Annotated in this window: 18 protein-coding genes; 5 read left to right on the forward strand and 13 right to left on the reverse strand. The window is 45.8% G+C overall.

The genetic code is table 11. From position 1 onward, the window contains the following. From QT994_RS24795 to QT994_RS24835, 9 genes are all read right to left on the reverse strand, one after another. On the reverse strand, window positions 1-833 hold an 833-nt coding region (locus QT994_RS24795; RefSeq protein ID WP_333179317.1), incomplete at its 3' end, for a serine/threonine-protein kinase. Between the two features lie 161 nt (window positions 834-994). Continuing rightward, complete coding sequence (locus QT994_RS24800) at window positions 995-6,373, reverse strand: AAA family ATPase (protein WP_333179320.1); 5,379 nt, start codon at window positions 6,371-6,373, stop codon at window positions 995-997. A gap of 497 nt (window positions 6,374-6,870) precedes the next feature. Next, window positions 6,871-7,884: a cytochrome d ubiquinol oxidase subunit II gene (cydB, locus tag QT994_RS24805; RefSeq protein ID WP_333179322.1), complete on the reverse strand. Its 1,014-nt coding sequence runs from the start codon at window positions 7,882-7,884 to the stop codon at window positions 6,871-6,873. 8 nt (window positions 7,885-7,892) lie between these two features. Further along, complete coding sequence (locus tag QT994_RS24810) at window positions 7,893-9,335, reverse strand: cytochrome ubiquinol oxidase subunit I (RefSeq protein WP_333179325.1); 1,443 nt, start codon at window positions 9,333-9,335, stop codon at window positions 7,893-7,895. A 273-nt stretch (window positions 9,336-9,608) separates the two neighbouring features. Then, window positions 9,609-10,082, reverse strand: coding sequence for a hypothetical protein (locus QT994_RS24815; RefSeq protein ID WP_333179328.1), 474 nt, complete (start codon window positions 10,080-10,082; stop codon window positions 9,609-9,611). Continuing rightward, window positions 10,057-11,262 (reverse strand): urease accessory protein UreH domain-containing protein, encoded by a 1,206-nt coding sequence (locus QT994_RS24820; protein ID WP_333179330.1) that lies wholly within the window; start codon window positions 11,260-11,262, stop codon window positions 10,057-10,059. Before QT994_RS24820 ends, QT994_RS24815 begins: the two co-directional genes overlap by 26 nt. Window positions 11,263-11,447: 185 nt before the next feature. After that, window positions 11,448-12,515, reverse strand: coding sequence for an LOG family protein (locus tag QT994_RS24825; RefSeq protein WP_333044093.1), 1,068 nt, complete (start codon window positions 12,513-12,515; stop codon window positions 11,448-11,450). A gap of 189 nt (window positions 12,516-12,704) precedes the next feature. Beyond that, window positions 12,705-13,028: a thioredoxin gene (trxA, locus tag QT994_RS24830; RefSeq protein WP_006631199.1), complete on the reverse strand. Its 324-nt coding sequence runs from the start codon at window positions 13,026-13,028 to the stop codon at window positions 12,705-12,707. 505 nt (window positions 13,029-13,533) lie between these two features. Then, window positions 13,534-14,697 (reverse strand): GuaB3 family IMP dehydrogenase-related protein, encoded by a 1,164-nt coding sequence (locus QT994_RS24835; protein ID WP_333044092.1) that lies wholly within the window; start codon window positions 14,695-14,697, stop codon window positions 13,534-13,536. A 122-nt stretch (window positions 14,698-14,819) separates the two neighbouring features. On the opposite strand from QT994_RS24835, the gene QT994_RS24840 reads away from it, so the two are divergent. Then, on the forward strand, window positions 14,820-16,028 hold the full coding sequence (locus tag QT994_RS24840) for a lipid-A-disaccharide synthase-related protein (RefSeq protein WP_333179332.1): 1,209 nt from the start codon (window positions 14,820-14,822) through the stop codon (window positions 16,026-16,028). A gap of 273 nt (window positions 16,029-16,301) precedes the next feature. Here the strand turns inward: QT994_RS24840 and QT994_RS24845 are convergent, their stop codons facing one another. Further along, a complete protein-coding gene (locus tag QT994_RS24845) occupies window positions 16,302-16,934 on the reverse strand; it encodes a polysaccharide deacetylase family protein (protein WP_333179334.1) in 633 nt (210 codons plus the stop codon). 133 nt (window positions 16,935-17,067) lie between these two features. Between QT994_RS24845 and QT994_RS24850 the strand changes: the two genes are divergently transcribed. Further along, complete coding sequence (locus tag QT994_RS24850) at window positions 17,068-17,304, forward strand: hypothetical protein (RefSeq protein WP_333179337.1); 237 nt, start codon at window positions 17,068-17,070, stop codon at window positions 17,302-17,304. 223 nt (window positions 17,305-17,527) lie between these two features. On the opposite strand, the gene QT994_RS24855 is transcribed toward QT994_RS24850, so the two are convergent. The 3 genes from QT994_RS24855 to QT994_RS24865 all read right to left on the reverse strand — a co-directional run bounded on the left by QT994_RS24855 (window position 17,528) and on the right by QT994_RS24865 (window position 18,214). Beyond that, window positions 17,528-17,710 (reverse strand): NfeD family protein, encoded by a 183-nt coding sequence (locus tag QT994_RS24855; RefSeq protein WP_333044088.1) that lies wholly within the window; start codon window positions 17,708-17,710, stop codon window positions 17,528-17,530. 79 nt (window positions 17,711-17,789) lie between these two features. Beyond that, window positions 17,790-17,978: an NfeD family protein gene (locus QT994_RS24860; protein WP_333044087.1), complete on the reverse strand. Its 189-nt coding sequence runs from the start codon at window positions 17,976-17,978 to the stop codon at window positions 17,790-17,792. A gap of 29 nt (window positions 17,979-18,007) precedes the next feature. Then, the gene (locus QT994_RS24865; RefSeq protein WP_333044086.1) at window positions 18,008-18,214 is read right to left on the reverse strand and encodes an NfeD family protein; all 207 of its coding nucleotides are present in this window, start codon (window positions 18,212-18,214) and stop codon (window positions 18,008-18,010) included. Between the two features lie 214 nt (window positions 18,215-18,428). Here QT994_RS24865 and QT994_RS24870 point away from each other — a divergent pair, with 214 nt between their 5' ends. The 3 genes from QT994_RS24870 to rodA all read left to right on the forward strand — a co-directional run bounded on the left by QT994_RS24870 (window position 18,429) and on the right by rodA (window position 22,844). Further along, on the forward strand, window positions 18,429-20,840 hold the full coding sequence (locus tag QT994_RS24870; RefSeq protein WP_333179339.1) for a tetratricopeptide repeat protein: 2,412 nt from the start codon (window positions 18,429-18,431) through the stop codon (window positions 20,838-20,840). Between the two features lie 61 nt (window positions 20,841-20,901). Further along, window positions 20,902-21,249 carry a VOC family protein gene (locus tag QT994_RS24875; RefSeq protein ID WP_333044084.1) on the forward strand — a complete coding sequence of 116 codons (348 nt, stop codon included), beginning with the start codon at window positions 20,902-20,904 and terminating at the stop codon, window positions 21,247-21,249. Window positions 21,250-21,584: 335 nt separating this feature from the next. Further along, complete coding sequence (gene rodA / locus QT994_RS24880) at window positions 21,585-22,844, forward strand: rod shape-determining protein RodA (RefSeq protein WP_333044083.1); 1,260 nt, start codon at window positions 21,585-21,587, stop codon at window positions 22,842-22,844. The last annotated feature ends 183 nt before the right edge of the window (window positions 22,845-23,027 follow it).

Consider the following 23,027-nt stretch of genomic DNA (forward strand, 5'->3'; position numbering starts at 1 on the left):
CACTGGTGCAAACACTTTTCTAAGTCATGTTTCAATCCCAAGGCACTTTGATAGCGTTTTTCGGCATTTTTTGCCATCAGCTTCATGACAATATCCGACACTACCTGCGGGATTTCTTTGCTGTTTATTGCAGCAGGTTGTTTGGCAATATGGCAGTGAACCAACTCCATGGGGTCGTCACATTCAAATGGCAGTTTTCCTGTCAGTAGTTCGTAAAAAGTGACCCCCAGAGAATAAAAGTCGGTGCGGTAGTCTATGCCTCGGTTCATTCGTCCAGTTTGTTCGGGAGAAATATAGGCGAGGGTTCCTTCTAAAACGTTGGGATTTTGAATTTCTTGGGTTTCTCTCGGCAGTAGGGAGGCGATGCTAAAGTCTATGAGTTTAATTTGTTTGGTTTCCGGATGTATTAGGACGTTAGCTGGCTTAATATCTTTGTGAATGACTCTGTTTCGGTACAGTCCGTTTAAAATGTCAGTTATTTGAATGGCTATTTCCAATATTTCTGCTAGAGTCAGCGAGGTTTCTTGGGCGTAGTCTCGCAGAGAAATACCGCCAAAATCCTCCATTACTAAGGCATAGCTGTGGCGATAGGACTCTAAATTGTAGGGTTTAACGACTCCAGGCAGAGGTAGATTTTTGGCTATAGTATACTGGTTGCGGAATTGCAGCAGTTCGCTGAAGCTGGGATAGTCTCGATTTAATAGTTTAATGACAACTGGAACCTGGTCTGTTTCTCGAATGGCTCGATAAACTAGGGTTCTCGAACCGCAGTATAATTGCTCACCCAGATGATATCCTGAAACTCGGTTCGTTAAATCCACTACTGCATTCATCTGGATTACTCCATCTCAGACATTGACTCTTGTAACTAATTATACACTTTTATTTGTCGAGTCTGACGAGTATAGAACTGGGATATCCCCAGCAGACCGACTCTACCGCTTTTATTCTTTTTCACTTTTGAATAAAAAGATTGCCATCTATCAAGATATTCTTATCCTTTCATCGGCAAGAAAATTATAAACTCCGTCCCTTCTCTCAATACAGAATTTACCTCGATTGTACCGCCGTGTTTCTCAACTATAATCTGCCGTGCGATCGCCAAACCCAATCCTGTGCCTTTCCCTACTCCCTTAGTAGTAAATAAATCCTCAAAAATCTTCTCTTGCACTGCCTCACTCATGCCTACACCGTTATCTTTAATGCGAATAATGGCTTGTTTTTTTTCCCCCCCCACTTCGGTTTTAATGGTAATTTTATTGGCAATTTCTGCGTAAAGTCGTCCTTGATTGGATTCATCCAAAGCATCGATCGCATTACCTAACAAATTCATAAATACTTGATTCAACTGTCCGGCATAACACTCCACTTGTGGCAAATTACCGTATTCCTTAATCACTTTGATTTCTGGACGAGTATCGTTACCCTTGAGGCGATGTTTCAGGATCATAATGGTGCTATCCATGCCATCGTGAATATTGCAAGCTATGGGATAGTTAGTATCCGCACGGGAGAAGGTTCGTAGACTGGTACTAATATCCCGAATCCGCTTCACGCCTTCCCGCATCGAACCTACTAATTTCGGTAAATCTTCCCGGATGTATTCCAGATCGATGTTCTCGATTTCCTCTTGAATTTCTGGATCGAGTTGCGGATATTTTTGTTCATACAAATCGAGCAGTCCAAACAAATCTTTGATGTGATCTAAGGCGGGTTGAATATTACCAACCAGAAAACCAACCGGATTATTAATTTCGTGAGCAACCCCAGCAACTAAGTTTCCCAAGGCTGACATCTTTTCGCTTTGAACTATTTTTATTTGTGCTTGTTTGAGATCGGTAAATGCTTGTTGAGATTCTTGATACAAACGGGCATTTTCTAAGGAAATAGCAGCTTGAGAAGCCAGCAAATTTAGCACTTCTATGCGATCGCTAGTAAACGCCCCTACGGTCAGGTTATTTTCCAGGTATAAAACGCCTATCAACTGCCCTTGATTAAGAATTGGAATACACAGAACACTGATCGGCTGGTGCTGTTCAATATAGCGATCGCTCGCAACCTCGAAACTTACCCTAGCATCGACTATTACCAAAGGTTTCAAACTACGCTTGACCGTGTTAACCAAACTAATTGCTACATCCTGACTCGATTCTAGCGGTATTGATGGTAATAGCTCAGGTTCATGTCCCTCTTCTAAAAGAGCCACTACCTGTAAATACTGTTTTTGTTTGAGCAATAAGACACACTTAGTTGCCCCCGCATTCGCGATCGCTATTTTTAAAAGAGTAGTCAGGAGTTTATCTAGTTCAATCTCGCCAGAAATGGCTTGAGAGGCGTTGATCAGAGTAGGTAAATCTAGAAATTCAGAGTTGCTGCTAGAAGAGTGAGTAGAAGTAATCGTTCCCCGGGCGATCGTTTCCCTAAAGGAACTAAAGGATTGAGGTTGCTGAAGGATAATACCGAGGAGGCGAGGATAACGTTTTTCCAAATCGTCAATTTTGGCTTGAGCTCCCCATCGGGCATAACAATAATACGCTTCAATCATGTAGGCTTTAGCTACTTTTTCTTTGCCCCATTTCAAGTAGAATTTAGCTGCTAGTTCGTTGGCGAGGGCTTCTTCGTTGATGAATTTATTTTCTTGAGCTAGTTGGATGGCGCGATCGTACATTTCAAGTGCATCTGCTCTATTGCCCAAAACCCGCTGCCGTTCTGCTTCAACCAAATACCATTTATGCAGATGATTCATGGGAGCATTTTGCGCCCACTGGTGCAAAGTCGTTTGATGGATTTCTACAGAGGCAAGAATGGAAGATTGCTCGGTTTTTGGGTGTGTGGGTAAAAGTGCCAGGTGCGTCAGGGCTGCATAGAAATGGAAAATGGGAACATGAACCAATCCCGATAATGCCATCAAATACGGATTGACTTGGCCAATGTAGTTTAGAGCAGCCGGATAATTACCAAAGGAATAGGCAAGCAGTAGTTTGTAAACGTAGATAAGGGCGATCGCACTGAATTCACGATCCTGATAGTGCTTAGGAATCATTACCGTTTCATCATAGGCTTCGCCGATTAAGCAATCCGACAGAGTACGAACTTCCCTCAAGTTCTGCAACATCTGCCACTCCATATGCAAATAAGTCCGAGCCGAATATTGCTTCACCTGAGCCAAGGTAGCACTGTAGACTGCAAGTTCCGGTTCCCAAGTATCCAGTTCTACCCCACCGTAAAAGTTGAGGTAGCTGTAAGTAGCTATGTTGTAGCCAGCGTTAAGAAAATCGCCCGTTTCCATGCCAGCTATAAAGCCCTCTTTCAGGGTTGGTATCCCTGCCCTCATAGCATTTTGATGATGCTGAATAAATGCGCCAAACATATTATGAGTAATGCACTTAAATTCTCGTGCATTGACCCGATCGAGCAATGAGAGGGCTAATTTACCAAAGCTATAGCCCATTTTTGCCTCTCCCAAAAAGGCACTTAATACAAGTCCGTGAATCGCATAGCCCACTGTTGATGCGGGTGCATTCCCAAATTGGAGTGATAAACTTACCATCGTGGAGCTCAGGAGGGGCACTAAGCCTGGAATTCCTTGGAGAATGGGTGCAAATAACATTGCCAATATGGGCATAGCTGCCTGAGTCTGAGGATCGCTCATCACAGGCAAATCGATTAGTTCCTCAATTTTTCTGCCCCTGAGTTGACCCGCCAGGCTCTGTAGCGCTTTACCAATCAAGGCTTCGTCAGCTTCGGTGGGGAGTTCAACCCCCAATTGCCAAAGTGCATCTCTTGCTACTGCAATCGCTTCTAACGTCTTGCTTTGTGCTGTCTGTGCGACGATTTGAATTTCGTAAATTTTAATTTTGTCTAAGATTGTCTGTGCATTCTCTAACACTTGTGCTGCCATCTGTTCCATGCCATCAAAGTCAGCATTCAAATACGCGACTTCAGCAGCAGCAACATAGAGTTTTAGGGTTAATTCATACTGGCTTTGCCAGCAGTTGGCCCTCAGTAGGTCAACCCCCACTTGTAGATAAACTCTGGCTGCCGTGTAGGCGGTAGAATTTCTGGCTTTACAACCGGCTGCCAAGTTCAGTTTAGCTAAGGCTTCTCGTTCGCTACTTTCGGTGATTAACTCAATTCCTCGATTCAAATGCCCGACAATATCAAACAGTTTTTCCTCTTGCTCTATTTCGGCGCAATTTTGCTGGAGTAACTGTCCTATTTTGAGGTGCGTTGCTTTTTTCTGTGAATCGGGAATTAGCGAATATGCGGCTTGCTGGACGCGATCGTGTAAAAATCGATAAGTTGGATTAGCTGAAGACTTGAAAACTTCATCACTATCCGATTCCGTAAAGAACTTATAGATTTTGGTCGTTGGAATCACCAAACCTTCCTGCAATGCTTTCCATAAAGCCGTAGCCGTCATTCCAGCAGATTTCTCACTGACAATTACTAACGTATTCAAATCAAACTGCGAGCCTATACACGCAGCTAATTTGAGAACATCCTGAGTTTCTGGCAGCAACTTCTGCAATTGCCAAGCCATGAATTCAACGACATCATCAGTGATCGCTAAGGCTTTGACTTGGGAAAGATCACACTGCCAATGCCGAATCTCCCAATTAAAGCTAATTAACTGCTCGTCATGTAATGCCTTGAGAAACTGAGTGGCAAAGAAAGGATTTCCCTGAGTTTTTTGATAAACTAATTTTGTCAAAGGTTGGGCAAGGGATGATTCGCTATTCAGCGTATCCGCCACCAACAAATTCATATCGGTTTCGCTTAATGGTTGCAAAGTAATCGTCTTCACTATTGCCCCAGTTTTAACTATCTCATCCACTGTTAAGATAAATGGATGCACGGGCGAAACTTCATTATCTCGATAGGCCCCCAATACTAATAAATATCCTGTATCCTTCATCAATAATTGTAGCAAATTTAGGGAGGCTGAATCCGCCCATTGCAAGTCATCCAAAAACATCACTAAAGGATGTTCTTTGCTCGTGAAAACTTGCACAAATTTCTGCATGAGCAGATTAAAGCGATTTTGGGCGGCACTTCCTGACAATTCTGTTGCAGGAAGTTGATCGCCAATTATGCCCTCTAACTCAGGAATCACATCAATCAAGACTTGTCCGTTGTCTCCCACTGCTGCTAAAATCTGGGTTTTCCATGTTTGCAGTTGGATATCCGATTCTGATAGTAATTGACCCATTAAGTCGCGGAAGGCTTGGACAAAGGCACTGAAGGGAATGTTGCGTTGAAATTGATCGTATTTGCCTTTGATAAAATAACCGCGCTGACGGACAATGGGTTTATGAACTTCATTGACAACGGCGGTTTTCCCAATTCCCGAAAAGCCTGCTACTAGCATCATTTCTGTTGCTCCCAGGCTGACTCGCTCAAAGGCAGCTAATAGTTTATCAACTTCTTTTTCTCTACCGTAGAGCTTTTCGGGGATAGTAAAGCGATCGCTAATATCTCGCTTTCCGAGTTCAAAAGATTCTATCTGGCCTGTTTCTTGTAACTGAACTAAACAAATCTCTAAATCGTGCTTGAGTCCGAATGCACTTTGATAGCGTTTTTCGGCATTTTTTGCCATCAGCTTACTGACAATTTGCGAGAAAATCAAGGGGATTTCTGGATTAATTTGATGGATCGGTATTGGCTGTTTGGCGAGATGACAATGCACCAATTTCATCGGATCATCCGAGATAAATGGCAACTGTCCTGTCAAGAATTCATAAAATGTCACACCCAGGGAATAAAAGTCACTACGATAGTCAATACCTCGATTCATCCGTCCGGTTTGTTCTGGGGAGAGATAGGCTAATGTTCCTTCTAAGATATTGGGATTCTGGATCTCTTGAGTTTCTCGTGGTAGCAGGGAAGCAATACTAAAGTCAATTAGTTGAATTTGTTGGGTATCTGGATTAATGAGAATATTAGCGGGTTTAATATCTTTGTGAATGACTCGGTTTTGGTAGAGATAGTGGATAATGTCTGTTAGTTGTATGGCAAGTTGGAGAAATTCTGCTAAAGGTAAAGCTTTAGATGGTTGGGTTTCAGTTGTTGCTGTTTGGAGATAAGTAGGTAGGGAGACTCCGCCAAAATCCTCCATTACTAGGCCATAGCTATTCTGGTATACTTCCAGCGTCAGCGGTTTGACGATGTGAGGGAAATCTAGATTTTTGGCAATGGTATATTGGTTGCGAAACTGGACGAGCTCGTTGAAGGGGGGGTATTCGTTTCGCAGCAGTTTGATGACGACTGGGTATTGGTCACGGGTACGGATGCCTCGATAGACTAGGGTACGTGTACCTACATAAAGTTGCTCTGTAATCTCATAACCTGACAAATTGGCGATCGTATCCATAACTCGTTTATAGAACAGTTAAATTAAAACCTTCTATTCCATTGTATTTTATTATGTGACAAAGATACCGATCGCAAACTCTGCACCCTCGCTAGGGACAGAATTAACTGTAATTTTTCCCCATGTTTATCAATTATTATTTGACCGAAATCAACTTGGTCACAAACCGCCGGATTCATCCGTGTACCTTTGAAAAAAGCTCCCCATACTGATCGCAACCCCCTGGACTCATTCCTTTGCAGCCTCAGGAGGCGAGCAACCTAAAATCTAAAATCTCAAATTTCAAATCGCATGACGTGCGATCGCTAATCCTAAACGAGTTTCTTTCCCTAGTCCGCCCTATTTGGGCTATGTTATGTATAGTATGGTTGCGTAAGTTGTGATGTATCAACAAACCATAATTTGTAATTTTTAACCGCAAATATACGTAGATAAACCCGGATATAGAGTTGAGCTTATCTGCGTATATTGGCTTAAATCTGCGGTTTTATTATTCTTTATTCCCCGTAGTGGCTCCCGACCACCTTACCCCGAAACACAACATAATTGTAAATGTTGTAAAAAATCATAATCGGGAGCAGAACGCCCATGAACACAATCATAAATACCAGGGCGCTGGGCGAAGCTGCGGCTTGGTAAATCGTGATTTGCGAGGGAATAATATAGGGAAAAACAATCAACCCCAAGCCGATAAAACTGAGCAAAAAAATTAGAATTGTCCAGACAAAGGGCGTGCGTTCTTCTTTGTTGGCGAGACTTTTCAGCAGCAGTCCCACCAACAGCACTCCCAACAAAGGAATCGCGGCAAAGACATAAACTAGCGGTTTCTCAAACAACCTGGCTCTAGCACTTTCGTAAAAAATCGGAGTGGCTATCGTAATTAAAACGGCTCCGATTAAAGTCGTCACCGCCGCAATTTTAGCAGTGCGATAGTGATTTCTTTGCAGTTCGCCCTCTGTTTTCATAATTAGATAGGTTGAACCGATCAAAACATACCCTTGAATCAGCGTCAAAGCAACCAAGATCGATCGCCAGTCCAGCCAATCCCAAGTAGTACCCACAAAGTGACCAGCTTCATCAACCGCAATGCCTTCGAGCACCGCACCGAGGGCAAATCCTTGAGCTAAAGCTGCTAAAAAACTGCCAGCACCAAAAGCATAATTCCAGAATAACTTGCGATTAGAATGCTCGCGAAACTCAAAGGCGACAGCCCGAAATATCAAACCAAAAAGCATCATGCAAATCGGTATGTACAGCGCCGTTAAAATCGTGCCGTAAGCGAGGGGAAATGCGCCAAACAGAGCGCCTCCCATCAACACCAGCCAAGTTTCGTTAGCGTCCCAAACATTACCCAAACTTGTCATTAAAATGCCCCTGCGTTCCTCGTCATCAGCAGTCAGAGACAAGATTCCGACTCCCAAGTCAAAACCGTCTAGCATGACGTAAAGCAAGAGAAAAATACCTAAAATCACGAACCAAACTTGCGGGAGAAAATGCTCCAAAGCTTGCATAAAATCTCCTATTGTTGTGCTTCTACGGGACGTTGATCGGGAATGTGTTCTGCGGGTTGACTTTCGATGGCAGGTTCATTGTCTAAACCTGGCACAGGCAGACTTAAATTAGGCCCTTGGCGGATAATTCGGCTGCCAAAATACAAGGCACAAACAAACAAAAAGCTGTAAACAACGGCAAAGAAACTGAGAGAAGTTAAAACATTGCTGGCCGGGATGTTTGACACCGCGTCAGCAGTGCGAATTTGCCCGTATAAAGCCCAAGGTTGTCGGCCGACACAGCGGACAATCCAACCAGATTCTACAGCAATATATCCCAGGGGAGCAGCTAATACCCAAGCGCGCATCAGCCAAGGTTGACTGCTAATATTTTCAGCAGAAAGTTTGCCTCGCATCCACTGAATTATACTGAACAGCATCAGTCCTACAAAGAAGAATCCAATGCCGGACATGATGCGGAAACAATAGTAGATTAAACCCACCATGCGGGGTCTATCTTCTGGCTTCCATTCCTTCAATCCGAGTACGGGTTCAGAGAGTTTTTGTTTGAATTCCAGAACGTATCCTAAGCCATTGGGAATGCTAATTTCCCAGTCATTTTTTTGGGCTTTTTCATTAGGCAAAGCTAGCAAAGTCCAATCAGCGGACTCTCCCGCTGCTGAAGTTTCCCACTTAGCTTCGATTGCTGCTAATTTAGTGGGTTGATAGTGATAAACTTGTTCGGCACTTAAATGTCCGATGTATATCTGCAAAGGTGCAACGGCGATTGCTGTCGCTATGGCAATTTTTAAAGACTTGGAAAAAAAGGCTTGGTTGCGCTTATTAAGAATGTACCAAGCGCTAATTCCCCCAATGACAAACAGCGAAGTTTCTAACGTTGCAAAAAACATATGAAGAATGCTGTTTAATGCGAACGGGTTCATAATTGCTTGAAAGTAATCGCTGACAATAAACTTGCCATTGACCATTTCTCCACCCGCAGGAGTTTGCAGCCAAGAGTTAGCGACTAAAATCCACACTGTGGATAGGTTAGCGCCGAAGGCTACCATGATTGTAGCGAAATAATGGACGATCGGGTGAACGCGCTCCCAACCAAACAGCATAATTCCTAAAAAGCCGGCTTCTAGCATAAATGCCATTGAAGCTTCAAAGCCCAAAATGCTGCCAAAGAAGTCACCAACAGCTTCAGAAAATGGTGCCCAATTCGTGCCAAACTGAAATTCCATCGGAATTCCTGAAGCTACTCCAATTCCGAAGTTGAGGAGGTAGAGTTTAGACCAAAAACGAGCGTGGTGGTAGTAGTCGGGATTGCGAGTTTTTAGCCACATTCCTTCAACAATTACCAGATAAATCCCCATTCCAGTAGTCAGAACTGGCCACAGCATATGGAATATGGCGGTTAGCGCAAATTGCATCCGCGATAGCGCCACGGTGTTAGATAAGATATCCATCGTTATATTCTTTGCTCAGTTTAAGATAGGTTAGCTTGCACAAATTCCATAATGGACACTGGTTATAATGTAGTGTGAAAATTTGTGACATTTTGTAGAGTTCGCAACTTTTAAGGTTTTATACAGATTTCGGTTGTATTTTCTTGTATGTCAAAATAGGTAGATTATGATTTGCCGTTGGTGGGGGCGGGTTTATGAGATTGTGGGTTTTAGGCATTTATTGTCGGTGAACCCGCCCCTACAAGATTTATGTTCGGTGATGGAAAGATTATATTAGCGAACCGTGACTGTATAAGTCAGTTTAAAGGGTTTAAAATTAGCTTTATTTTTGGCTGTTCCGCTCAATTCAAGTTCGTAAATTCCAGCCTTGGGAAACACAATATCAGCTCCCGGAATGCCTTTGTAACGCTCCGCAGAGATTGCTTTTAAAGGCGGTTGCATCAGCAGTTTATCCCCCTGTTTATAACCTTTGGTATAAACGCCTAACTTGCAATTACACTGCTCTAACGGAATAATTTGACCGCCCCTGCGAGTCAGCGCAAACCAAACTCTCGCAGGCTGTCCGGCGCGGGGGTTGTGGTTCGGTTCTAGGTGAAAGGTAGCGGCTACATCTCCGGAGACTTCGACTTCGTGCGCCAAAACTGAAATCGAGTTTAACTGCGGCGCACTGGGAGTTGCTGCTTCAACTAGCAATCCCAAAAAAACTAACAATCCCAAACTTTTACTTTTGTTTGACAGGGGAAACATAGAAATTTTCTAGTGATAAAACTGACCAAAATAAGCGCGATCGCACAAACATAACTAACACCGTAACTACCGCTAACACGGCTGTCAGCAGTTGATTGTGCAACTTCCATTCAAAACCCCCGAGATAGTGCGAACCGATGAGTGCCGCGTGTACAGCGCACAGCAAGAAAGCTGGAAGGCTTAACAGATGAAGCATTCGCCACAGTTTGCCTAAATAATTTTGAATACGATCGACACTTGTAACCGCCGCCGGCAACATCAACAGCAGCGCCGTTATCCCAGCCACCATTCCCAACTGGTGCTGCGGCAACATGAAAGACACAGCATCAAAATTCCATTGCAGCGTATGATCCAGCATATGAAACGTGTGGGCGACTGCTAAGACAAACGCGGCCACACCCAAGGCGCGGCGGTAGCGCAGCAGTTGCGGCAAAAACTTGCTAACCGGACGCGCCAACAGTGCTAGCATCAAACACAGCAGCGCTGCGTGACCCGTAAAATCGACCATTTCATCGGTTCGCAGCAAGGTAAGAATTCCGATCGCCACCGTCACCCAACCACCCGCCCGAAACAGTTGACTGCGCTTGTCCGCGCTCAATCTGCCAGCAAAAAAACTCACTCCCAGCATAGTTGGCAGTGTGCCGAGTCCAAAAGCCAGCATTGTCGCCGCACCCAAAACCGGGTTTCCCGTTTCCGCCGCCTTAATCTGCGCCGCGTAGAGGAAACCGCAGGGAATCAAACCCCAAAGCAAACCCAAACCAATCGGCACCCACCAGTTTTTTTGCGCCGAAAGCTTGCTCATTGTTTGTCCGACTCGATCGTGCGACATGGGGTGCAGCAGCGGCAATCCGGGCAACAAACCCGGTTTAATTTGCACTACTCCAAACCAAATCAGCATCGTGCCCGTTAGAAGTGCGATCGCCCGCCGCAATGCGCTACCCGTACCTGCCAAAAGTCCCCCAGCAATTAACACCGAACCCAATCCGCCAATTGCAGCACCAACCAAAGCGTAAGCAGTAATTCTCCCCAAATTTAGCAGCAAATGAAAGCGGAAAGCACCTAATTTATCGTTGCGGGAATTAGAAAGAGAAAACGCCATTGTCAGCGGGCCGCACATCCCGGCACAGTGACCGAAACTGCCGAGAAATCCCAAAGCGCTAATTAGCAGCAGGTCTAGCATTTTGCTGTTTTTTTCCCAAACAACGCGATCGAATATTGACAAGAGTTGCTTTTACTATTGGACGCTTTTTTCTTAACTTTTTACAAATATTTATCTTAATCCATCGCTTTTGTCAAAAGAGAATTGGGACAAATTCTCTCAGCCCTCACCCCTATCAAAAATGACCGATGACTGATGACTAATAACTACTTTTGTTCTGGATGCGTGGCTTCCGGCGAAGCTGCACCCATTTGATTTATAGCAGCAATTAGCTGATAAAGCCGCCCTAAATCCCGCTGGTTGAAATGCAAAGTCAGGCGCGGCAGATCGAAAGTTTCATCTCCTATTTCTGGTGGCAAAGCTTGACTTTTTTCAATCTTTCCGGTGACAACAATATCGCTAAAATCAGTATTTAGCCGATCGACATTCTCCTCAGAAAGCTCTGTTTTCAAGCGAATTACCAATTTTTCGCGCACGTAGCGGCAGGAGTGATAAACCAAATAAAAACTGCCGATCGCCTCGCAAGCGACATTTATATCGTCAGTAATCGTATACAGGCTGCGATCGTCGGCTGAAATCAAACCCCGGCCGCGCAATTGTTTTTGCACAAAATAATTCCAATCAAGCCAATAATCTCCTCCCGGTCGATCGATCAATACCACAGGAGCCGGCCCGAACTTGCCAGTTTGAATCAAAGTCAGACACTCAAAAGCCTCGTCCAGAGTGCCGAAACCGCCCGGAAACAGAGCTAAAGCATCGCTCTCCCGGAGAAAAAATAACTTGCGAGTGAAAAAATATTTAAAATTGAGCAATTTGCGATCGCCCGCAATAAAAGGATTAGAACCCTGCTCGAAAGGTAACTGAATGTTCAGCCCAAAAGAACGTTCAGCAGTCGCCCCCTCGTTCCCCGCCTGCATGATTCCCCCGCCCCCGCCAGTAATCACCATAAACCCCTGCTGGGCGATCGCCCGCGCAAAGTCTCTGGCCATCAAATATTCTGCCGATTGCGGTGACACCCTCGCCGAACCAAAAATCACAATTTTGCGAACGTGACGGTAAGGATAAAACAGCTCAAAAGCGCTCTCCATATCTCGGAGGGAGGCCGCAATAATTTTCCAGTCAAGGCGATCGAGATCCTCTCCGGTCATTTGCACTATAGTAGAGAGCGATCGTTCGATCCACTCCGAGTGCTTCAACATTGGGAAGCGATCGATCAAATCGATCAATTCAGCTTGGAGGGACTCAAAACCTTGACCAGACCCAGAAGAAATCATGAATTTTTCCGAAACGGTAACTATTTGTCGCTACTAAAAATTAAGGGGCAAGCTAAATTTAGAAGCTAATAGCGACCAGCAAATTGCCCTGGTGGCCACTAATAACTTTTCCAGTAGCTTTGCCCCGGTTCTGAAGCGAGTTAGTTTTCGCGGCCCAAAAAGAATAGCGCGAAACCGCTCGCAGTTGGGTTAAATGTACTTTTCCAGAGTGTTGGCCAGAGTAGTTTTCGGAACTGCCCCAACGACCATATCCACCCGCTGACCGCCCTTAAATATCATCAGCGTCGGAATGCTGCGGATACCGTATTGGCTTGCCACGTTAGGATTCTCGTCGGTATTAACTTTTACTACCTTGACCTGCCCTTCATATTGTTGAGCAATTTCGTCTACGACGGGTGCCACCATCCGACAGGGCCCGCACCAGGGAGCCCAAAAATCCACTAGAACTGGAACTTCGCTATCGAGCACTTCCTGCTTAAAGGTAGAGTCGGTTACTTGCGCGGCTGCTGACATCCCTAGCCATCCTTGTAAATACTATTTCTCGGATAACAAGTCTAGCAAAAAGTGTAACCATTTGCGTCAACGATTTTAAGAGAAGGAAGTTGGGCAACAGATGTTGTAACGGATGTAACCGATTCAACCGATGTAACGGATTGAACGGCTCGATGTTGAGGGCGCAAGACCAAAGGGACAGGGCGATCGGGTAGAACGCAGTATTAGAAATACTTTTAGCTCAAAATTTAAAACTATTCCCTCACTCACTCCCTCCCCGCTCTTCCTGAAAATCCGGAGCTAACAGCCTCAGCTCTGTACCTAGTAAATAAGACCGAAGGTTTGGGTAAAAAAGGAACCGCCCGAACAGTAGTCCGGGCGGAGTGTGGTGTGAGGAGTGAACGGAAACATTTGTCTCCGCTTCTTATATTGTGACACCTACTTCTCGATAATTCCACAATATTCTGTAAATTTCGAGACTCTTGAACAAATTTTGTCAAGGTATGGTGGTATTCAATCAGTAAATCTACTTACCCATGCCCAACTGCTGAGCTTTTTGATAGACTTTACCCTCAGTCAGCAGAGAAGGAGCAATTACCACTTCCACTTGCTGCATTTCCTTAAGATCCTTAGCGCCCAAGGTACCCATGCTAGTTTTCAGAGCTCCGAGCAAGTTGTGCGTACCGTCATCTAGCAGCGCAGGCCCGCGCAAAATTTGCTCCACAGTGCCAGTAGTCCCCACGCGAATGCGAGTGCCGCGCGGCAAAACCGGGCTGGGAGTCGCCATCCCCCAGTGAAAGCCCCTGCCGGGAGCTTCGGCGGCCCTGGCAAAGGGCGAACCAATCATCACTGCATCCGCGCCGCAGGCAATGCACTTGCAGATATCGCCGCCGGTAATTAAACCGCCGTCAGCAATCACCGACACGTATTTACCAGTTTCGCGATAGTAGTCGTCTCGCGCGGCGGCGCAGTCTGCTACCGCTGTGGCTTGAGGAACGCCGACACCCAATACGCCCCGAGACGTGCAAGCAGCCCCAGGCCCGATGCCCACGAGAATGCCTGCAGCGCCCGTTTTCATTAAATTTAGGGCGACTTCGTAGGTGACGCAGTTGCCCAAAATTACTGGTATCGGCATCTCTTGACAAAATTGAGTTAAGTCTAAAGATGCGATCGACTCAGGGGAAAGAAAAGCTGTCGAGACTACAGTTGCTTGCACAAAAAATATATCGGCTCCCGATTCAGCAACCGCCCGGCCGTATTTGCTCGCACCGGCTGGTGTACCGCTAACGGCGGCAATCCCTCCTCCTGCTTTAATTTCTTTAATTCTGAGGTCGATTAATTCTGGCTTGATGGGTTCGGCATAGAGTTGCTGCATCAGGGAAACAAATTCGTGGTTCCCCACACTGGCGATGCGCTCTAATATTGGCTGGGGGTCGGCATAGCGGGTTTGAATTCCTTCTAGGTTGAGCACGCCCAGTGCTCCCAATTCCGACAGCAAAATGGCCATGCGGACATCGACTACTCCGTCCATTGCGCTGGCGATGATCGGGATTTCTCGATCGATCCCGCCAATCTGCCACTTGGTATCTGCCAAACTCGGATCGAGGGTGCGCTGTCCGGGTACAAGCGCAATTTCATCTATGCCGTAAGCTCTGCGAGCGCTTTTGCCCCGCCCAATTTCAATATTCACGCTGTTTCACTTCCACAATGTATTTAAATTAGACTAACAAAAAGTTAGCCCGCCCGAGTTTAGCTATCGCACGGCTGTCTTTAAAAAAAGCTCGGCACTGATTCTGATTGTATTCTGATTATATGAAATCGAAGGGGATACTTTTCCTCAGCAACGGCCACGGGGAAGACACGATTAACTGTCAAATTCTCAAAGCTTTGAGAGCATCTGGCGCGGATGTTGATGTTTCGGCGATGCCGATTGTCGGTGACGGGGCTGCTTACTGCCGATCGACCGTACCAATTATTGGGCCCACCAGTCAAATGCCGTCTGGGGGAGTTTTTTACATGAATCCCCTGTTTTTCCTCAAAGATATTGGGGCCGGGCTAATTGCTTTGACTTGGCAGCAATTGCAGGCTGTTTGGAGGCATTCGCGCCACTGCGATTTGGTGGTGGGGACTGGGGATATTGTCGCGGCGGCGATCGCCCATGCCAGCAACCGCCCCTATATAATTTTTCTATCGGCCCATTCTAGTTATTACGAGGGGCGAGTCGATTTGGGTTTAATCTTGTGGCAGTTGCTTTCCTCAAAGAAATGTCTGGCTGTTTTTACTAGAGATGCTTTGACTGCTGCTGACTTAAACCGACAGGGTTTAAAGAAAGCTCAGTTTGTCGGCAATCCAGTCATGGACAACCTCAATTCTACGGGCAAAGATTTGCAGTTAATACCCGCAGTTCGGACGATCGCTCTTCTCCCCGGTTCTCGCCTCCCAGAAGCCACCGACAACCTCGTTTTGCTGCTGGAATTGGTCAAAGAAATTGCTAGTAACTCTACTTTACCAGTGCAGTTTCGGGCAGCTTTAGTTCCGGCTTTGATGCCTGAATTAGATGATATTGCGGCGCGCTCTGGATGGCAACACCGATCGCGCAAGCTCATTTTTCCAGCAATCAAACGGTCTTTTTATGAAGAAAAATTAGTCGAAGTAATGTGTTCAGCCGATGCGTTCGCCGATATTTTGCAGCAGTCTAGTTTAGTCATTGGGATGACGGGAACTGCTGTCGAACAAGCTGTGGGCTTGGGAAAACCTGTAATTGCATTACCGGGAAACGGCCCGGCGTTTACCTATAGATTTGCGGAGGCTCAAAATCGGCTTTTAGGTGATTCAGTGCAGGTTATTGGCGCACAACCAGCGAATTTTGATATTATCAAGGAAGCTGCTTTGGCAGTCGATCGCACTTTGCAAGATGATAAATATTTAGCCAGTTGCATTCAAAATGGTTTAGAGAGAATGGGGCGATCGGGCGGCAGCATAAAAATTGCTACTTACGTGGCAAACTATCTGGGTTATTGATTGTGGTAGGTGCGTCAGATTTTAATTTTTCAATCTGCACGAAAAGTCTAATTGTGACGCACTATTTATATCGTTTCCGGTTGCATCGGAATAATAAAATCGAGTCAACATTTAACACTCAACCATTCAGTTTTTCGACCCGCCCGTCAACAGTTAACAGTCAACAGTCAACAATTCCGGAGGAGTGCAACCGGAATTGATATTATTTCCTGCTGCGTCAGTATGAGATTGTTGATTGGTCGCGAAAATAATTGTGGCTGACGCACCCTACTGCTATTTCAACAACTCAGAAACAGTCTTAAATTCGTAACCTTTCGACTGCAAATCCTTGACAATCATCTCAGTTGCTGCTACGGTTTTCGAGCGATCGCCCCCGCCGTCGTGCATCACCACAATCGAACCCGATCGCACATTGTGAATCACCCGATTTGCGATATCTTCCGCCGTGAGTGTTTCTTCATAATCATGGGAATCCACATCCCACATAATCAGTTTTTTGTGCATTTGGGATACCAAATAAGACAAAACTACAAATCGCCTACCCCAAGGTGGCCGAAAACTAATACTGTCTTGCTTAACCCCAACTTCCTGCAAAAGTTTGTCCGTTTTTTCAATCTCAGACAGCAAAAATTGCCGGGGTTTAAACATCATATCTTTGTGAGAGTAGGAATGGTTTGCCAACTCATCTCCCTTCGCGATAATCATTTTCACGATTTCTGGGTGTTTCTCGATATTGCGGCCGATTTCAAAAAAAGTTGCTTTAACTTGATAGCGGTCTAAGATATCTAAAAGCTGATTTGTATAGGGAGGATAGGGCCCGTCGTCGTAGGTGAGAGCCACAACTTTCACTTCGGTATCGGCGCGGTTGATGCCGAAATAATTGTAAAATTTAGTAACTTTAATCAACAGCGATACTGCGAAAAAGAACGCTATTGTGAAAAGCAGAAACTTTTGTAAATTTTTACTTATTCGCATAGCGGGACAAGGCTCCATCGAGCATGAAAGTGGATTGCTGTCAGATTACCACAATTTCTAGCGGATGCCATTAATATCAATCGCGCTTTTCCCGCAAAAAAATGCCGGCAATACGGCAGGCGGCAAGGTTTTGTTGAGGTTTCACGCTATAATACCGAACTCAATAGAGGAGAGAAGAGCGATCGCGCCTGTGAAGATATTTGAAGAGAAAGCCGCCGAAATGGCAGCGCGATCGCAAATTCCCACCTTTCAAGCCATACCCTCCAGCAGCAAGGTAATCATGTCAATTCCCACCACATAAACCAGATCCCCCGGTTTAAAAGTTATACCTTTATCGCACCGGAACAGGCTACCAACTGCTTGGGAAGCGGACGGAGCCGCATTTGTCAGACCGAATTTCTTCATCTACAATCGCTTTTTCCAAATAGCTGATACTCATGATTTTTGGCTCCTAATTCCAAGTTTGCCGGAACTTTGAGATGCGAGCAACTTATAGCTCGACTCGCTAACTCCTTACTTCCCAACTACGCTTCAACTATCAGAGTAATGTTTTCCAGTCTCACGACGCGAACAACTTCACCGGGTTGCAAAGTTATTTCTCGAACGCATTTGGCAGGCCACCAACTGCTTTGAAATCGCACACTGCCGCACTGATTTGGTTTAATTTCTTCTTCAACGATCGCTCTTTCCAAATGGCTGACAGTCATGATTACTTTCTCCTGCTTCTAGGTTGGCCTGAACGTTGGGATGCTATAAACATATAGCTCGACTCCCTAACCCATTGATTTATAACGACGCTTCAACTATTAAAGTAATATTGTCAATTCCGACTACGCGCACCACGTCACCAGGCTCAAAAGTCAGATCTAGATCGCACTTCGCCGGCCACCAACTGTTTTGGAAACGAACGCGACCGGACTCATTAGGTCGAATTTCTTCATCCACGATCGCTTTTTCGGAATTGTCAAAATTCATGATTGCTTACTCCCGATTGTAGATTTCCCTTAACTTCCAGAATTGATCGCAAACGACGCTGCAACGATCAAAGTAATATTTTCAATTCCGACTACGCGAACCACCTCACCGGGTTCAAAAGTCATGTCTCCATCGCACTTCGCCGGCCACCAACTGTTTTGGAAACGAACCCGGCCGCATTCTTGAGGGCGAATTGGTTCATCTACGATCGCTGTTTCAACATCGTTAATAGACATGGCTGCTTGCTCCTGAATATAAACTCGACTCCCTCTGTGTGTAAGTTAGAAGCTTGTCTGTCAACTTCCCCTCCACACTCAACAGTATCCCCGGCCAACCTCGGCCGTGTCAGTCGGGAAAAGTCTATACAAGTCCACTGTTTGAGCGTGTAAGCGAGTCGGAAAAAGTCTGTTAAAGTTGTGTCAGATGGGTAACGCTAAACCTGGTGACTAAATGGAAGCCGATCGTGCACTGGATTTTACCAACTCGTTACTTGTGGCTCGAAACCTGAAATCTCTCGATAACCTTGACAGCGCGATCTTTCGCGAAGCTTGGCAAGGCGTGCAAGGCAGGACGTACCAACAGGTTGCAGATAGTGAAGGGTATGGAGTAGGGACTGTTAAGGATGCGGCCTCTAATTTGTGGAAGCGACTTTCGGCGCTGTTTGGAGAAGGCGAAAAAGTCAAAAGAGACAACCTTCAAGCGGTTGTAGAGCGGTATTGGCGCAGCTACTCGAAACTAGAACCGCAGTCGGGACAAACTGTTCCGGCCCAAGTATCTGTCGGACTTGATGCCGATTTGGAAATCGAAAACCCGAATTTTTTAGGCCGCTTCGGGGCGATCGAAGATCTCAATACTCTTGTCGCCCAAGGTGCAAAAGTGATTGTCATCCAAAGTGCCGGCGGTATCGGCAAAACAACTTTGGCCAGACAGTATCTCAAATCTCAAGGGTTCGATCGAACCATTGAACTGTTGATGGCAAAAGAGACAGAGAATATCACCGCCTTGGAAAGTGCGATCGAAGAATGGCTCAAGCAAGACTTTCAGGAAGAACCCGGGCCAGACTTTGGCGTCACCTTGGGGCGGTTGAAGCGGCAGCTTCAGACTCACAAAGTCGGAGTCTTGATTGACAATTTGGAAGCAGCACTCGACGGACAAGGTAAGTTTATTGAACCCCACCGGCTTTACGTGGAACTGTTGCGAGTTTTGGCTGACGCAGCGGTGCAGTCGGTAACGCTGATTACCAGTCGCGATCGACTTTGCGATTCTGATGTCACCGTCGAACACTACTTGCTTCCGGGATTAGAGGTGGAAGTTTGGCAGCAATTTTTTAGCTGCCGCAACATCAATATAGATGATGTCGCCCTCAAGGAAATGCACAAAGTTTACGGCGGTAATGCCAAAGCAATGGGCATTATCTGCGGCACGATCCGAGAAGATTTTGACGGAGATATGGCGGCTTACTGGCTGGAAAACAGTGAAGATCCGCTCGTTGAAACTGACTTAAAAAATTTAGTCACCAGTCAATTTAACCGCCTCCTGGAACTCGATCCTGAAGCCTATCAACTCCTCTGTCGCTTGGGCTGTTACCGCTATCAAGACGTGCCGACAGTCCCTACTGACGGACTTTTGTGTTTGCTGTGGGACGTGCCCGAAGCCGGACGCCGACAAATCATTAAATCGCTGTTGCACCGATCGCTAGTCGAGTCTCAGAAGGGCGAATACTGGCTGCATCCAGCAATTCGCGAAGAAGCGGTCGATCGGCTCTCGCCCGGAGACTGGGAGACTGCCAACCGCAAAGCAGCCGAGTTCTGGACAGAGAGTGTCGAGATTATTCAAACTGTAGAAGATGCGCTGAAAGCTTTTGAAGCTTACTATCATTATGTGGCAATTAGCTGTTTCGAGCCGGCCGCGGGCGTCATCCTCAAAAAAATAAATATCCAGTTTGCCAAAGATTACAAGCTCGGTCAAGCGCTCTACAAATTAGGTTTCTTGCAGCCAATAATTTCTGCAACTACTCGCATCGTCAACAATGTGACTTCTGATTATTATTTGAGCGGTCTATACAGTATTTTAGGAATTTGTTACCGGATACTAGGCGAAATAAATCAAGCCATAGAATGCCATCAAATATCCGAAATAAAAGCCACTAAATCTTTGCAAATTATAGCGAAAAGTAGCGAACCGGACAACGGTAAACAAGCTGATCTAGAATTTTGGAAAGTTAACGCTGCAATTAATATAGGTTTTTGTCAAATAGAAATGTGGGAGTTAGAACCAGCTAGGGAGATATTTGTCAAGCTGAAAAATTCACGAGACGAAATCGGCGTTAACAGCTATTCGATCGATGTCGGGTTAGCATTCCTCAATTCCTGTGTCGGAGCTAAAAAAGAGGCGAAGGAACTCGCCGAAAAACTGTATGCCGATCGGGAAAACAGTCAGTTGGTGGGTACGGGATACAAGTTAGTTTTTCTCGCCGCCACCTATCAAAACCTGGGAGAGACAGAGAAAGCTTTGAGCTTGTACCGCCAAGCGATCGCCCAAACCGACCAAAACCATTACAGCACCATCAAAGCCAAAGCTCTCAGCGGTATCGCCGAACTGTACCGAGAACAGGGAGAATTTGACCAAGCCCTGCAGCACCATGCAGAGGCAATAGAAATACTCGATCAAGCCAGCGCTAAATTAGACCGAGCGGAAGCTTGCTATCAACTAGCACTAACAGAACAAAAACTTGGTAACATCGAGAAAAGTCAAGAAAATTTTGAGCGCGCCATTCAACTGTTCAGCGAAATGGACGCTAGCAAACAAGTAGAAAAAGTACAGTTAGCAACCACAAAAAAAATACAAAAAATACCTAATTAATCGAGCAAAAAATCAGAAAATAGATACAATAAACGAAAGAACAACCATAAACTTTGTAGATATGAAACTAAAACGATTGGGACACGTAGCCGTCTGCGTGCAAGACATAGAGAAATCTGCTGAGTTCTACCTAAACTTGGGCATGGAGTTAGTCTGGAAAGATGCAGACTGGGCTTATTTGAAAGCAGGAGAGGACGGATTGGCGCTGTTGAGTCCGAGTTACGACCAAGCAGGGCCGCATTTTGGGTTTGTATTTGACGATCGTACCGAAATGGAATCCGCCTACGAACAACTCAAAGCCGATGGTGTTTCCGTCACCCACATCCACGAACACCGCGACGGTACGGCATCCTTCTACGGCAGAGATCCAGATGGGAACGGTTTTGAATACCTTTACGAACCGGCCTGACGATTGTAGGGCTTACGAATCAAAACCCAAGAAACCGGGTTTTTAGCGGTTTCTGCGCGTTGTAACGCCTCTTCTCGACAAAAAACCCGGTTTCTGACCACGTGCGATTGCAAACTAAATTAAGTAAGCGCAGAGAAAAAAATAGAATACCCAGATACCCGGCGCAAGCGTTCCTTCTTCCGTTCCCGGAACATCCCTACAACTCCCCGAATAATGTGAGGTACTCACACCGACGCTTCTAAAGTAAGGTGCAGACTCTGAATCCGAAATATATCCACAACTTCCGAAAATCGGCTCGATAATCTAAAATCTAAAATCTAAAATCTAAAATCCTCATGTTGCAGAGAATACAAGTCAGAAACCGCTGGAAATCAATCTTCAAACCCTGGGAAGAAGCAGACCCTTGGCTGTTCGCCGCTTGCATCGCCCTCACCCTCTTCGGCGGAATCATGATCCGCAGCGTCGAAATTAACCAGGGGCTGATCGACTGGTGGCGACACTGGGTAACTGGCGGAGTCGGTTTGTTCCTCGCCATCATCATTTCCCGCTGCCGCTACCAAATACTGCTTGAGTGGAAATGGCCGATTTACATATTAATCAATTTGTCGCTGATCGCAGTGCGGTTTATTGGTACTACAGGGCTCGGTGCCCAGCGGTGGATCAACATCGGCGGCTTCTACCTGCAACCGTCAGAATTTGCCAAAGTAGGCATGATTGTCACTTTAGCAGCTCTCCTGCACGACAAGACTGTCCCCACGGTGGGTAATATGTTGAGGATGCTGGCGATTATGGCTGTACCCTGGGGATTGATCTTTGCCGAACCAAATTTAGGTACTTCCTTGGTGTTCGGCGCGATCACAATGGGGATGTTTTACTGGGGTAATGTCAATCCCGGCTGGCTAATATTGCTATTCTCTCCTCTAATCTCAGTTCTCCTCAATAACCTCTCTACGCCGATTTGGATAGCCTGGGTAGTTATTGCGGGTATTATCGCTTGGCGATCGCTACCTTGGCCCTGGTTGGGGACTTTCGGTGCTGTGTTGGTGAACGTTGTTTCTGGACACGTCGGACATATTTTTTGGAATGTGCTCCAGGATTATCAAAAAATGCGTCTGACAGGGTTTTTAAACCCCGAGAAAGACCCTTTAGGCAGCGGATATCACTTGATTCAATCTCGGATTGCGATTGGGGCTGGGGAACTCAAAGGCAGAGGTTTGTTTCACGGAACGCAAACTCAGCTTAACTTTATTCCCGAACAGCATACGGACTTTATCTTTTCAGCTATTGGCGAAGAATTGGGCTTTATTGGCTGCATTTGCGTGCTCTTTGTGTTCTGGTTAATTTGTTTCCGGTTGGTGACGATCGCTCAAACTGCTAACGATAATTTTGGTTCTTTGCTGGCGATCGGCGTACTGTCAATGTTGATTTTTCAGGTGTTCGTAAATATTGGGATGAACATTGGCTTGGCTCCGGTTACGGGCATTCCGCTGCCTTTCCTGAGTTACGGGAATGCGTCGCTGCTGAGTAATTTTCTCGGCCTGGGACTGGTGGAGGCGGTGGCAAGCCAGCGACAGCGCAAGAAGCGTTGGAATTAGGTCATTGATAATTGGTAATGAGTTTTGGGAATGCGATCGCGCTTTTGATTTCTTTCGAGAGATTCTGCAGGCGATCGCATTTTTTTGGATCGGCCTAGGCGCATCTAACCCACATTCCGCACCCCAACTGTCACATGGGGTGCGGGTGGGCTGTAAATTCTGGTTCGATGGTAAGCGCGCCAG

This window comes from Microcoleus sp. S13_B4 (assembly GCF_036700885.1).
Taxonomy (GTDB): domain Bacteria; phylum Cyanobacteriota; class Cyanobacteriia; order Cyanobacteriales; family Microcoleaceae; genus Microcoleus.